This is a genomic window from Saccharopolyspora sp. NPDC050389, assembly GCF_040655595.1.
In the GTDB taxonomy this organism is placed as follows: Bacteria; Actinomycetota; Actinomycetes; order Mycobacteriales; family Pseudonocardiaceae; genus Saccharopolyspora.
This window is the reverse complement of sequence record NZ_JBFAKG010000031.1, coordinates 1-13,043: the sequence shown is the minus strand read 5'-3', so window position 1 is coordinate 13,043 and position 13,043 is coordinate 1. Positions and strand designations below refer to the sequence as shown.

Sequence of the window (13,043 nt, the reverse complement as noted above, 5' to 3'; positions counted from 1 at the left end):
ACCCCGGGTCACGAAGCGCCGAGGGCGCGGGCGACGAGGGTGGCGAGGTGGACGGGTTCGGCGTCGGTGGTCTGGCGGAGCTGGGTCCGGCAGCTGAAGCCGTCGGCGACGATCTCGGTGCTCGGGGCGGCCGCTCGCACGGCCGGGAGCAGGACCTGTTCGGCGCAGGCGATCGAGACGTCGTAGTGGCCGCGTTCGAAGCCGAAGTTGCCCGCCAGGCCGCAGCAGCCGGAATCCAGCACCCGCGCGCGGGTTCCGGTGGCGTCCAATGTGGCCTGATCGGCGGTGAAGCCGAGCTCGGCGTGCTGGTGGCAGTGGACCTGCACCAGCGCCTCCGGCCCGGGCTCCCGCTGCCACCGCGCGCGGGTCGGCTCGACCTGTTCGGCGAAGGTCTTGGTCGCGGCGGCCAGTGCCGCGACGTCCGGGTCGTGCGGCGCGAGTTCGAGCGCATCGTTGCGGAGGAACGCCGTGCAGCTGGGTTCGAGGCCGACCACCGGCAGGCCGCGGTCCAGCTGCGGGCGCAGCCGGCGGGCGGTGCGGCGGGTCATCGCGCGGGCGGTGCGGAGCTGCCCGGTCGAATGCCAGGTGAGTCCACAGCAGACCGGTTCGCGCGGCATTTCCACGGCGTGGCCCAGCGCTTCGAGCGCGGCGACGGCGTCCCGGCCGATGTGCGGGTCGAAGTGGTTGGTGAAGGTGTCCGGGAACAGCACCACGCGGGTGGTGGGATCGGCGATCGTGCGCCGACCGGACCACCACGCCTGTAGTGTCTGCGCGGCCAGCTGCGGCACCTCGCGCCGCGCGTCGATCCCGCCGAGCCGCTTGATCGCCGGGGCCAGCGGGCCGGACAGCACCCGGTTGGCCAGCCGGGGCGCGCGGTGGCCGAGGGCCAGCCACAACGGCAGGAAACCCATCGAGTAGTGGGCGGCCGGGCGGATGCGGTGCCGGAAGTGGTGGTGCAGGAACTCGGCCTTGTACGTCGCCATGTCGACGTCGACCGGGCAATCCGACTTGCAGCCCTTGCACGACAGGCACAGGTCGAGCGCGTCGCGGACCTCCGGCGAGCGCCAGCCGCCGCGGACGACGCGACCGGCCAGCATCTCGTACAGCAGGTGCGCCCTACCACGGGTGGAGTGCTTCTCCTCCCTGGTCACGCGGTAGCTCGGGCACATCACCCCGCCCGTGGTGTTCAGGCATTTGCCCATCCCGACGCAGCGGCGGGTCGCGGCGGCGAGATCGCCGGAGTCGGCGTGCAGCGCCAGCGCGGTCCGGCTGGGCAGGCGAGGCGGGGCCACCAGCAGCCGCAGGTCGGCGTCGACCGGGCGCGGGCGCACGATCTGCCCCGGGTTGAGCAGGTCGTCCGGGTCGAAGGCGGCCTTGAACCGCTCGAAGGCCTTGATCACCTCGGGCGGGTACATCCGGGCCAGCAGCGCCGACCTCGCCCGGCCGTCGCCGTGCTCGCCGGAGACCGAACCGCCGTGCGCGACGACCAGGTCAGCGGCGGCCTCCAGGAACGTCCGGTACTCCGTCGCGCCGGGCGAGGACAGCAGGTCGAAGTCGATGCGGACGTGGATGCAGCCGTCCCCGTAGTGGCCGTAGGTCACCCCGCGGCGGCCGAAGGAGGCCAGCAGCGCGTCGAATTCCCGCAGGTAGGAGCCCAGCCGCTCGGGCGGCACCGCGGCGTCCTCCCACCCGGACCACCGCTCGGAGCCGGCCATCCGCGTCGAGTACCCGGAACCTTCCTCGCGGATCTTCCACAGCGCGGCCATCCGCGCCGGGGCGGTGTGGATCACGCTCTCCGCGCGCTCGCCCATCGCCGCCGCGATGCGCCGCGCCGCCGCCTCGGCCTCGCCCGGCTCGGAGCCACCGGATTCCACCAACAGCCAGCTGCGCCCACCGGGCAGCAGAGGCAGCGCGGGGGAGCCGGGGTTGCGCTGGCGCACGACGTCGACGAGTTCCGCGCTGAGCCCCTCGATGGCCAGGGCGTCGAGCCCGCGCAGCCGGGGCACTTCGTCGGCGGCGGCGTAGGTGTCGGGGAAGCCGAGCACCGTCATGGCCCGGGCCGGCGGCGAGGACACCAGCTGGACCGTCGCGCCCAGCACCACGGCGCAACTGCCCTCGGTGCCGACCAGCGCCCTGGCCAGGTGGAACCCGTTCTCCGGCAGCAGCTGGTCCAGGTTGTAGCCGGACACCCGCCGGGTGAGGTCCGGGAACGAGCGCCGGACGAGGTCGCCGGTGTCATCGCGCAGCGCCCGGAGCTCCTGGTAGAGCCGCCCGGTCCGGTCGCCGCGCGAGCACAACCGGTCGAGCTCGGCCGGCGTGGTCTCGCCGATCTGCAGGCGGGTGCCGTCGGCGAGCAGCACGTCCAGCGAATGCACGTTGTCGACGGTCTTGCCCCAGGCCACCGAGTGCGTGCCGCACGAGTTGTTGCCGATCATGCCGCCGAGCGTGCAGCGGCTGTGCGTGGACGGGTCCGGCCCGAAGGTCAGGCCGTGACCGGCGACCGCCGCGCGCAGCGAATCCAGCACGACGCCCGGCTGCACGCGGGCCAGCCCGCGCTCGGGGTCGATGTCCAGGATCTGGTTGAGGTGCCGGGAGAAGTCGAGCACCAGGCCGGGGCCCACGGCGTTCCCGGCGATGCTGGTGCCCGCACCGCGGCCGGTGACCGGCACGCCGTGCCGCCGGGCGACGGCGACCGCGGCGGCCACGTCGTCCTCGGTGCGAGGGAACACGACGCCGACCGGCACTTGGCGGTAGTTGGAGGCATCTGTGGAGTACAGCGCGCGGGTGCCTGGGTCGAAGCGAGCCGGGCCGGAGAGCTCGCCGCGCAGTTCGGCGGCGAGGACGTCGGACGAGGTGGCCATGCAAGCGCCTCCCGGGTTGCTGATCCTTTAGCGCAGTGTGCCTGCTCGCGTCGCTGTAGGGGGACCACGACATGGTGCAGTTTTTTCTGTATGGAGGCGATGGGCGGTCGTGGGCGGCCAACGGATAATGTCGCGGCTGAAACGAATCTTGCGGCATTGTTCGAGGGGAGATCCACAGTGGCACGGTCCGTTCTGGTGACCGGCGGTAACCGCGGCATCGGGTTGGCTATCGCGAAAGCCTTCCAGGCCGCCGGGGACAAGGTCGCGGTCACGCACCGCGGATCGGGCGCCCCGGAGGGGCTGTTCGGCGTCCAGTGCGACGTCACCGACCCGGATCAGGTGGCCGCTGCCTTCGACGAGGTCGAAGCCGCGCACGGCCGGGTCGAGGTGCTGGTGGCCAACGCGGGCATCACCGACGACACGCTGCTGCTGCGGATGAGCGAGGACCAGTTCAGCCGGGTCATCGACGCCAACCTGGCCGGTTCCTACCGGGTGGCCAAGCGGGCGGCGAGCAGCATGCTGCGCCTCCGCCGGGGCCGGATGATCTTCATCTCGTCGGTGGTCGGGCTCTCCGGCGGGGCCGGGCAGGCCAACTACGCGGCGAGCAAGGCGGGCCTGGTGGGCCTGGCCCGCTCGATCGCCCGCGAGCTCGGTTCGCGCAGCATCACGGCCAACGTGGTGGCGCCCGGCTTCGTCACCACGGACATGACCGACGCGCTGTCCGAGGAGCGGAAGAAGGAGATCTTCGGCCAGATCCCGCTGGCCCGGTTCGCCGCCGCCGAGGAGGTCGCGGGCACCGTGGAGTGGCTGGCCTCCGACGCCGCGGCCTACATCACCGGCGCGGTGATCCCGGTCGACGGCGGCCTCGGGATGGGCCACTGAGTCCGTTCCCGATGATCTAGCACTGTGGACGGACACAGTGGACGATTCGGTCTTTTCGCGCCCGGCGCGCGGCGGTAGTCGCTGGTGCCCAGGCGCCTCACGAAAGCATTGCGGAGGAAACACGTGAGCGGATTGCTCGAAGGCAAGCGGATTCTGGTCACCGGTGTGATCACCGACGCGTCGATCGCGTTCCACGCGGCCAAGGTAGCCCAGGAGCAGGGCGCCGAGGTGGTGCTCACCGGGTTCGGCCGGATGAGCCTGGTGCAGCGCATCGCGGGCCGGCTGCCCAAGCCCGCGCCGGTGCTGGAGCTGGACGTGACCAACTCCGAACACCTCGACAGCCTCGCCGACCGGGTGCGCGAGCACGTCGACGGGCTCGACGGCGTCCTGCACTCCATCGGCTTCGCCCCGGCCTCCTGCCTGGGCGGGGACTTCCTGGCCGCGCCGTGGTCGGACGTCTCGACCGCGCTGGAGGTCTCGGCGTACTCGTTCAAGTCGCTGAGCACCGCCGCGCTGCCGCTGCTGGGCGAGGGTGCCTCGATCGTCGGCATGGACTTCGACGCCCGCGTCGCCTGGCCCGCCTACGACTGGATGGGTGTGGCCAAGGCCGCGCTCGAGTCGACCTCCCGCTACCTGGCGCGCGAGCTGGGGCCGAAGGGCGTCCGGGTCAACCTGGTGTCGGCCGGCCCGGTGCGGACGATGGCGGCCAAGTCGATCCCGGGCTTCGCCGACCTGGAGGCCGGCTGGGGCGACCGCGCCCCGCTGGGCTGGGACGTCAACGACCCGACGCCGGTGGCCAAGTCGGTGTGCGCGGTGCTGTCGGACTGGCTGCCCGCGACCACCGGCTCGATGATCATGGTCGACGGCGGCGTGCACGCCCTCGGTATCTGAGGCGTTCGCGGCCCGCAGCCGGTGCCCCCGGCTGCGGGCGCTCGCCGCGCGGCGGCATCATGGTCGGGTGAGCTTTGATGCGTTGCTGTTCCTGTCGTTCGGTGGGCCCGAAGGCCCGGATGAGGTCCGGCCGTTCCTGGAGAACGTGACCAGAGGCAGGGGAGTGCCGCCGGAACGCCTCGACGAGGTCGCCGAGCACTACCACCACTTCGGCGGGGTGTCGCCGATCAACCGGCTCAACAAGGACATCATGTCCGCGCTGGAGGCCGAGCTCGCCGAGCAGGGCCGGGAGCTGCCGGTGTACTTCGGCAACCGCAACTGGCATCCGATGGCCGAGGACGCGGTCGCGAAGATGGCCGACGACGGGGTGCGCCGCGCGCTGGTGTTCGCCACGTCCGCGTGGGGCGGTTACTCGGGTTGCAAGCAGTACCACGAGGACATCGCGCGGGCCCGCGCTGCGGTCGGCGACCGGGCGCCGGAACTGGTGAAGCTTCGGCAGTTCTTCGACCACCCGCTGTTCATCGAGGCCAACGCCGACGCGGTGCGCCGCGCGTTCGCCGAGCTGGACCCGGCGCAGCGCGAGCAGGCGCGGCTGGTGTTCACCGCGCACTCGATCCCGCTGAAGGCCGACGCGCAGGATGGGCCGGACGGCCGCCCGCAGTGGTACTCCCGCCAGGTCGCCGAGGCGTCGCGGCTGGTCGCCGAGGCGGTCGGGGTGGACGCCTACGACGTGGTGTGGCAGTCGCGGTCGGGCCCGCCGCAGGTGCCGTGGCTGGAGCCGGACATCTGCGACCACATCGACGACCTGCACGCCAAGGGCGTCCAGGCGGTGGTGGTCAGCCCGATCGGCTTCGTCTCCGACCACCTCGAGGTGATCTGGGACCTGGACAACGAGGCCGAGGAGAAGGCCGCCGAGCTGGGCATGGGCTTCGCCCGCGCGGCGACGGCCGGCACTGACCCGCGCTTCGCGAAGCTGATCGTCGAGCTGATCGCGGAGCACACCGACGGCGCCGAACCCCGCAAGCTCTCCTCGCTGCCCGCGGCGGGCTCCACCGCTAACGGAGAGCCCTGCGCCCCAGGCTGCTGACGCGCGTTCCGGCGACCTGCCTCATGAGGGGCACCTTCAGGCGAAGGTGCCCCTCAATGCTCGGTTCAGGAGTGGTCCGCGTGGTCGGCGAGGACGCGGACCATTTCGGCGACCGACGCGCGGCGGGCAGCTCGGACCGCGTCGAACAGCGGGCGCAGCGCCTCCGTGCGGCCGCGGATCGCCGAGGCGGACATGGCGCCGCCGGGAGCGTCGTCGGTGGCGACCCACAGGATCGCCTCCACCTCGGTGGCTCGTTGCAGGATGCGCAAGGTGCGCTGCGGCACGCCCTCGGGCCACGACGGTGCCGGGCGGGACGCGACGGTCTCGGCGATCTCCTCGCGCACCCCGGGGCGGTGCTTGGCGACGCCGAGGTCGATCAGCGCGCTGGCGGCCTCCCGCATCGCCGAGGCCATGCCGTGCTCGGCCTCGCCGATCGGCAGGTGCTCGGCTGGCGGCAGATCCCCGATGCCGAACACCGTCCAGCGCAGGATCCCCTCGGCGATGGTCTGGGGGACCAGCCCGATCCCGGCCTGCGGCAGCACGACGGCCTCGCCGACGCGCATGGCCAGCTTCGCGAACGGGCTCGCGCCGCCAAGACCGCGGGCGTCGCCGGGCACCGGCAGCACCAGCTGGCCGTCGCCGGCCCCGGCTCTGCGCAGCGCGGCCAGCAGCAGCGCCGGACCGGCCGGGACCTCCTGCGGGCCGGGGAGTTCCAGCCGCGCGGCGAGATCCGCGTCGGCGGCAACCACTTCCTGCGATTCGGCCCAGGTCTGCAGGGCATCGAGCAAGTCGTCCGAGGCGGCTGCACCGTGCAGCCAGGCGGACGTCCAGACAACCATCGTGGCGCTTGGGCAAGGCACGTCGAGAGAGGGTACGGACCGGATCCGCGTCGTGTCGTCCCGGGGGCTCGCCACTGTGATCTGCGCGGCGGCGGCGCGCCGCCGCCCACGTTGTCCCCGATCGGATTAACGTGACGCCCCGTGCGTTCGGTCAACTACGGCAAGGACATCCTCGCGGGCCCGCGGCGGCGGAAGGTGCCCGAGATCCCCGCCGAACCCGGCCTGGTGGTCGAAGACCCGGCCAGCGGGTTCTGCGGCGCGGTGCTGCGGGTGGAGAAGGACACCGTCGTGCTGGAAGACCGGCACGGCAAGCAGCGGGTGTTCCCGCTGCGGCCGGCCGCGTTCCTGTTCGAGGGCAAGCCGGCGACGCTGGTGCCGGTGCGCGGCGGCGCCGCGGCGAAACCGGCGCGGTCGGCGTCCGGGTCGGTGCGGGTCGAAGGCTTGCGGGCGCGCACCGCGCGCGGCAGCCGGATCTGGGTGGAGGGCCGGCACGACGCCGAGCTCGTCGAGCGGATCTGGGGCCACGACCTGCGGGTGGAGGGCGTGGTCGTGGAGCCGCTGCACGGCGTCGACGACCTGCCCGGGCTGCTGGCGGAGTTCACGCCCGAGCCGGGTCGGCGGGTCGGCGTGCTGGTGGACCACCTGGTGGCCGGCAGCAAGGAGTCCCGCCTCGTCGAGGGCATCGACGACCCGGACGTGCTGATCACCGGTCACCCGTTCGTCGACATCTGGGAGGCGGTCAAGCCGCAGGTGCTGGGCATCCCCGGCTGGCCGCGGGTGCCGCGCGGGACGGACTGGAAGCAGGGCGTCTGCGCCGAGCTGGGCTGGGGCGAACCGGCCGACGGCTGGCGGCGGGTCCTGTCGTCGGTGTCGAGCTTCCGCGACGTCGAGACCCCGCTGCTGAACGCGGTCGAGCGGCTCATCGACTTCGTCACCGAGCCGAGCTGAGCCGAGCGTGGCCGACGACATCACGCGTTGATCACGTCGGGCAATTCGTCCCTTCCCCCCTCGCGGTGTCTGTCACCATGGGTGACATGACGCCCGCGCTGCTTTGGCTCATCGCCGGGGTGCTGATGATCGGTGCCGAGCTGCTTTCCGGGGAATTCGTCCTGGTGATGCTCGGGGCCGCGGCGCTGGGCGCCGCGGGCGCTTCGGCGCTGGGCGCGCCGCTACCGGTGGACGCGGTGGTGTTCGCGGTGCTGGGACTGGGGTTGATCTTCCTCGCGCGGCCCGCGTTGAAGCGCCGGTTGCGACTGCCCCACGAGCTCAAGACCAATGTGGACGCCCTGGTCGGCAAGCACGCGCTGGTGGAATCCACTGTGGACGCGCATGGTGGGCAGGTGCGCATCGAGGGGGCGCTGTGGTCGGCGCGGGCGTTCGACGAAACCCAGGCTATCGAGGCGGGCCAGACGGTCACCGTGATGGAGATCGCGGGCGCGACCGCCGTCGTGTGGGCCGAGCCGTGAGGAGATTGATGTACGCATGACCGGACTGATCGTGCTAGTGGTCGTGGTGCTGCTGGTGCTGATCATCGCCGTCAAGTCGGTGATGGTGGTGCCGCAGGCCCAGTCGGCGGTGATCGAACGGCTCGGGAGGTTCCGGTCGGTGGCCGAGCCGGGGCTGAACTTCCTGGTGCCGTTCTTCGACCGGGTGCGGGCCCGGATAGACCTGCGCGAGCAGGTCGTCTCGTTCCCGCCGCAGCCGGTGATCACCCAGGACAACCTGACGGTGTCCATCGACACCGTGGTGTACTTCCAGGTCACCGACTCGCGCTCCGCGGTGTACGAGATCTCCAACTACATCATCGCGGTGGAGCAGCTGACGACCACGACGCTGCGCAACGTGGTCGGCGCGATGAGCCTGGAGGAGACGCTGACCTCGCGGGACGCGATCAACACGCAGCTGCGCGGCGTGCTGGACCAGGAGACCGGACGCTGGGGCATCCGGGTCGCGCGGGTCGAGCTCAAGGCGATCGATCCGCCGCCGTCCATCCAGGACTCGATGGAGAAGCAGATGCGCGCCGACCGGGAGAAGCGCGCGATGATCCTCAACGCCGAGGGCGCGCGGGAGTCGGCGATCAAGACCGCCGAGGGCCAGAAGCAGGCCTCGATCCTCGCGGCCGAGGGCCAGAAGCAGGCGGCGATCCTGGCCGCCGAGGCCGACCGGCAGTCCAGCATCCTGCGGGCGCAGGGTGAGCGGGCCAGCCGGTACCTGCAGGCGCAGGGCCAGGCGAAGGCGATCGAGAAGGTTTTCGCGGCGGTCAAGCGCGGCAAGCCGACGCCGGAGCTGCTGGCCTACCAGTACCTGCAGACGCTGCCGCAGATGGCGCAGGGCGACGCGAACAAGGTGTGGGTGGTGCCCAGCGAGTTCGGCAAGTCCCTGGAAGGCTTCGCGCGGATGCTCGGCGCCCCGGGCGACGACGGCGTGTTCCGCTACGAGCCGCCGAAGGAGGAGCCGCCGGCCAGCGTGCCGGAAGAGGAGGAGGACTCGGTCAAGTCCTGGTTCGACACCTCGACCACGCCGGAGGTCGCGGAGGCGGTCCGGGCGGCCGAGGCGGTGGCCCGCAAGGAGGTGCCCAGCGCGACGGACCTCGGCACCCGCGTGCTGCCGGAGTCGCCGGACCAGCAGGGCTGAGCTGGAATCGGGAAGGGCTCGGCGGGACTTCGGTCCCGCCGAGCCCTTCCCGTTCTCCTGCCGTCAGCTGCCCGCGTAGGTCCCGAAGCTCCAGGTGTTGCCTTCCGGGTCGCGGACGACGAAGTCCCGGGAGCCGTAGTCCTGATCGGACGGTTTGAGGACGACCTCAGCCCCGGCGGCGACGGCGCGTTCGAACAGCGCGTCGGGATCGTCGGTGACCACGTAGGCGGTGCCCGAGCCGCGCGGCTTGGCGAACGGGCTCGCCGGGTCGCAGGTGCCGAACATGATGCCGCCGCCGTGCGGCCAGCCGAGTTCCACGTGCACGATCTCGCCGTCGTCGCCGGGCACGATCAGGGTTTCCTCGAAGCCGAAGGCCTCGACCAGGAAGCGGATGCCGGCCTTCTTGTCGGTGTAGGGGATCAGCGGCCAAATTCCGGTTCGCGTCGCATTCGTCGTCATGGCCTCAGGATGCGTCGGCGAGGTGCGTCGCGCCTTGGATGAATGGAAGCTCCTCGGCCATCCACCGCGATGGCGGCACGCCGGTGAACTCCAGCCAGTCCCGGTTGAAGTGGGCCTGGTCGGCGTAGCCGCAGTCGGCGGCGACGTCGGCGAGGCTGCCGCGAATCCCGGTGATCAACCGGCCGCGCGCCTGCTCGAGGCGCATCACCCGGCTGATCAGCTTTGGCGGCGGGCCGAACTCGCGGCGGAACCGCGAGCCGAGGTGCTGGCGGCTCCAGCCGACGTCGGCGGCCAGGGACGCGACGGGAACGTGCCCGTTGGTCTCGGTCATCCGCCGCCAGATCCAGTCGAGCTCGGGGGAGGGGATGGCGGCCGGGGCCGCGAACCGGGCGAGAGCCTCGTTGAGGTGGGCGAAGCGATCGGCCCAGGTGGTCGCGGAACGCAGCCGCTCGACGAGTTCGGTGGCGGCCGGGCCCAGCAGGGCGGTGAGGTCCACGCCGGTGTCGACGAGTTCCCCGGCGGGCAGGCCCAGCAGGGCGCGGGCGCCCAACGGGGTCAGGCCGAGCTGGATGCCGTGCTGCAGTTCGCCGTGAGCGACGCGGGTCGGCTTGCTGTGCAGTCCGCCGACGAGGGAGGTGTAGGACTGCGGAGGCCCCGATTCCGGGGCGATGTCGACCGTCTCGTCCAGCGTGAGGATCACGGTCAGGGTCCGCGACGGCAGGCCGCGGTGCACACCGGGCGCGGAGCGGATGCGGTATCCCGCGATGTCCGTGATCAGCGGTCGCAGGTGGGGCGGCGGCGTCGCCTTGACGTACTGCGTCTCAGCCACGTGACGAAGATTAGACGGCGGGTCTGACGCCCGCGGCGAGATCCGGCTGTCTAGGGCTACTCGCGGGCAGCACCGGTTCGCGCCGCGGTGGCCGCCAACGTGGTGTAGCGCATCGTGAATCCGCCCCCGATCTCGTCGATGGCGGCCCCGACGGCGTTCAGCACCTCCGCCAGCTCGTCCGGCGGGAATTGGGTGAGGCCGCCGGTGGTGGGCAGCAGGTTCAGCCATTCCTCGCGGGTGTAGGGCTGCTCCCAGTCGAACCGCCACTGCTCCGGTTCGCTGAACTCGCCCGCCCGCCGGATCCCGTCGGCGGCCTTGGCGAACATCGCCTGGTAGCCGTCCAGGGCAGGCCTGGCCGATTGGGCATCGCCCGCCGGCCGGAGGTTCATGGGCGAGTCCGGCGCCATCCGCCGGAACGCCGCGGCGTAGGCCTCCGCCACGGGAGGTGGGGGCTCGAACACGTGCCCGAACACCGCCAGCCGGCCGCCGGGCCGAAGCGCCTGCGCGGCCTTGGCCGCGCCCGCGACCGGGTCCACCCAATGCCAGGCCTGGCCGGCGACGACCGCGTCGAACGCTCGGCCGGTGGGTTCCCACGCTTCGAAGGTCGCCACCTCGACCTCGACCCCGGTTCGACGCGCGAACTCGGCCATCCGCGCGTCGGGGTCGACGCCGAGCACCGTGCAGCCGGCCGCCTGGAACTGCCGGGCCTCGATGCCGGTGCCGCAGCCGACGTCGAGGACGTCGGAACCGGGGCTGGCGGCGACGATCCGCTCCACCAGGGCGTCGGGGTAGCGCGGCCGAGCCTGGTCGTAGCGCTCGGGGTCCACGCCGAACGACTCCGCCATCTTGCGGGCTCGATGCGACTCGAGGCGGGAAGGCTGTGGTTGCTCGGGCGGTATAGTGGGCATGTGCCCACATTAGTGGGCGCATGCCCACTAGTGCAAACCGGGTGGGGATCATCGAGGTACGGAGGAATGCGCGGTGCCGACCGGGGTGCACATTCGTGACGCGCGGCAGCAGTTGTTCGACGCCGCCGAGCGTGTCCTGCTGCGAGACGGAGCCAGCGCGCTGACCAGCAGGGCGGTCACCGTCGAGGCTGGCTGCGCCAAGGGCGTCCTGCATCGGCACTTCGCCGACTTCGACGCCTTCCTCGTCGAGCTCGTGCAAGATCGCATCGCCCGGGTCGAGGACCAGGCCGCCGCCCTGCGCGCCTCCGCCGGGACCGGCACCGTCGCCGGCAACCTCGCCGGCGCGCTGGCGGACCTGTTCGATTCCATCGCGGTGGCGATCGTGAGTCTCGTGATCTTCCGGGACGAGCTGCGGGTCCGGCTCCGCCGAACCGGGCCCGCCCATGGCTTCCCGGTCCTGGCGGAGGCCGGCGCGATGATCGCGTCGTACCTCGCCGACGAGCGCGAACTGGGCCGCATCGCGGCCGACGCGGACGTCGACTCCCTCTCGCTCTCGCTGATAGGGGCCGGGCACCTGCTGTTCGCCGGCCGGGAGGGCGCCCCGCCGGATGCCGGAGCGGTCGACAAGGTGGTGGCCACGGTGATCGCCGATGCTGTGCAACGACGACTGCTCTGAACCGGCTCGGCCCTCACGAACGCCCGAGCACTCCACAGTGGATGCCGACCGATCCGGCCTATTGCGGAGCGGCGGTGATCTGAACGCGATCGCTGTCGTTGTCGGAGAGGAACGACGCCAGTTCCTGCCCGTGCTCGGCGACGGCGGTGCGGTCGGCTCGGGAAAAGCGACGCAGCGGGGTGACGATCACGGTGTCGGCCTCGACGTTCCAGGTTGCGGCGACCCGGCCGTCGACCAGGACGACGCGGGCGCCGGTGACCGACAGGCCGCGGTGGGCGTCGTCGATGATCCGGCTGCGGTCGTGGTAGCCGAGGATCGCGTTGTCGAACGCAGGCAGGAACCGCACCGGGGCCGGTGTGCCGGGGTCGGGGCGCGGCGCGTCGGGAAGATCCAGCAGTTCCCGGCCTCGCTCGTCGCGGAAGGACACCAGCTCCTCGCGCATCGCGGCCACCGCCGCCGGCAGTCCGGCGAGGCCGCACCAGGCGCGCAGGTCCGTCGATGATGCGGGGCCGAACGCGGCCAGGTAGCGCCGCACCAGCGCCTGGCCCACCGGATCGGAGCCGTCCGGGGACAGGGGATCGATCTCGCGCCCCAGCCAGGAGGAAAGCAGCGCATTGCGCACTCCTGCTTTCGTCCTCCAGACCCCGCGCGGCGGCAGCTGCGCCACCGGGATGAGCGCGGCGAGCAGCATTTCGCCCAGCGCCCGCAGTCCCGGCGTCGGCCAGCGCTCGGCGAGCACCCGCGCGAGCTCGCTCATCGAGCGCGGCTCGTCGTCGGCCATCACCGCCAGGCCTGCCGCCGCGAGCTCGCCGAGGTCTACTCCGTCGAGCTCGCGGCGGTAGGTCCCGAGCACCCGTTGCCGCAGCATGGCGTCGGGGGGGGGCGCCCCCGCCCCGCCCCCCCGGGGGGGCGGCGGGGGCGGGGGGCGTGGCCCGGTGGGGGTGTGGTGAGAGGGCGGGGGGGGAGGAGCCCCTCCC

The 13,043-nt window shown here is 72.3% G+C and carries 12 protein-coding genes and 1 pseudogene; 7 read left to right on the top strand and 6 right to left on the bottom strand.

The window, feature by feature from the left end:
* Positions 1–8: 8 nt before the first annotated feature.
* A complete protein-coding gene (locus AB0I53_RS21320) occupies positions 9–2,861 on the bottom strand; it encodes an FAD-linked oxidase C-terminal domain-containing protein (RefSeq protein WP_358605472.1) in 2,853 nt (950 codons plus the stop codon).
* Between the two features lie 177 nt (positions 2,862–3,038).
* Here AB0I53_RS21320 and fabG point away from each other — a divergent pair, with 177 nt between their 5' ends.
* The 3 genes from fabG (at position 3,039) to AB0I53_RS21305 (ending at position 5,721) form a co-directional block, all read left to right on the top strand.
* Positions 3,039–3,743 carry a 3-oxoacyl-ACP reductase FabG gene (fabG, locus tag AB0I53_RS21315; protein WP_358605469.1) on the top strand — a complete coding sequence of 235 codons (705 nt, stop codon included), beginning with the start codon at positions 3,039–3,041 and terminating at the stop codon, positions 3,741–3,743.
* Positions 3,744–3,866: 123 nt separating this feature from the next.
* The gene (gene fabI, locus AB0I53_RS21310; RefSeq protein ID WP_358605466.1) at positions 3,867–4,634 is read left to right on the top strand and encodes an enoyl-ACP reductase FabI; all 768 of its coding nucleotides are present in this window, start codon (positions 3,867–3,869) and stop codon (positions 4,632–4,634) included.
* Between the two features lie 67 nt (positions 4,635–4,701).
* The gene (locus AB0I53_RS21305; RefSeq protein WP_358605463.1) at positions 4,702–5,721 is read left to right on the top strand and encodes a ferrochelatase; all 1,020 of its coding nucleotides are present in this window, start codon (positions 4,702–4,704) and stop codon (positions 5,719–5,721) included.
* 65 nt (positions 5,722–5,786) lie between these two features.
* On the opposite strand, the gene AB0I53_RS21300 is transcribed toward AB0I53_RS21305, so the two are convergent.
* A complete protein-coding gene (locus AB0I53_RS21300) occupies positions 5,787–6,560 on the bottom strand; it encodes a hypothetical protein (RefSeq protein ID WP_358605461.1) in 774 nt (257 codons plus the stop codon).
* 141 nt (positions 6,561–6,701) lie between these two features.
* Here AB0I53_RS21300 and AB0I53_RS21295 point away from each other — a divergent pair, with 141 nt between their 5' ends.
* The 3 genes from AB0I53_RS21295 (at position 6,702) to AB0I53_RS21285 (ending at position 9,194) form a co-directional block, all read left to right on the top strand.
* Complete coding sequence (locus AB0I53_RS21295; RefSeq protein WP_358605458.1) at positions 6,702–7,508, top strand: DUF3097 domain-containing protein; 807 nt, start codon at positions 6,702–6,704, stop codon at positions 7,506–7,508.
* Between the two features lie 86 nt (positions 7,509–7,594).
* Positions 7,595–8,026: an NfeD family protein gene (locus tag AB0I53_RS21290; RefSeq protein ID WP_358605455.1), complete on the top strand. Its 432-nt coding sequence runs from the start codon at positions 7,595–7,597 to the stop codon at positions 8,024–8,026.
* A gap of 16 nt (positions 8,027–8,042) precedes the next feature.
* On the top strand, positions 8,043–9,194 hold the full coding sequence (locus AB0I53_RS21285) for an SPFH domain-containing protein (protein WP_358605452.1): 1,152 nt from the start codon (positions 8,043–8,045) through the stop codon (positions 9,192–9,194).
* 63 nt (positions 9,195–9,257) lie between these two features.
* On the opposite strand, the gene AB0I53_RS21280 is transcribed toward AB0I53_RS21285, so the two are convergent.
* The 3 genes from AB0I53_RS21280 to AB0I53_RS21270 are packed head-to-tail and all read right to left on the bottom strand — an operon-like array spanning position 9,258 to position 11,327.
* Complete coding sequence (locus AB0I53_RS21280) at positions 9,258–9,653, bottom strand: VOC family protein (protein ID WP_358605449.1); 396 nt, start codon at positions 9,651–9,653, stop codon at positions 9,258–9,260.
* A 4-nt stretch (positions 9,654–9,657) separates the two neighbouring features.
* Positions 9,658–10,482 (bottom strand): helix-turn-helix domain-containing protein, encoded by an 825-nt coding sequence (locus AB0I53_RS21275; RefSeq protein ID WP_358605446.1) that lies wholly within the window; start codon positions 10,480–10,482, stop codon positions 9,658–9,660.
* Between the two features lie 56 nt (positions 10,483–10,538).
* Positions 10,539–11,327, bottom strand: coding sequence for a class I SAM-dependent methyltransferase (locus AB0I53_RS21270; protein WP_358605443.1), 789 nt, complete (start codon positions 11,325–11,327; stop codon positions 10,539–10,541).
* 136 nt (positions 11,328–11,463) lie between these two features.
* Here AB0I53_RS21270 and AB0I53_RS21265 point away from each other — a divergent pair, with 136 nt between their 5' ends.
* Positions 11,464–12,066, top strand: a complete 603-nt coding sequence (locus AB0I53_RS21265) for a TetR family transcriptional regulator (RefSeq protein WP_358605440.1) — start codon at positions 11,464–11,466, stop codon at positions 12,064–12,066.
* Between the two features lie 58 nt (positions 12,067–12,124).
* On the opposite strand, the pseudogene AB0I53_RS21260 reads toward AB0I53_RS21265, so the two are convergent.
* Positions 12,125–12,940 (bottom strand): annotated as a pseudogene (locus AB0I53_RS21260) (winged helix DNA-binding domain-containing protein); the annotation flags it as partial.
* Between the last annotated feature and the right edge of the window lie 103 nt (positions 12,941–13,043).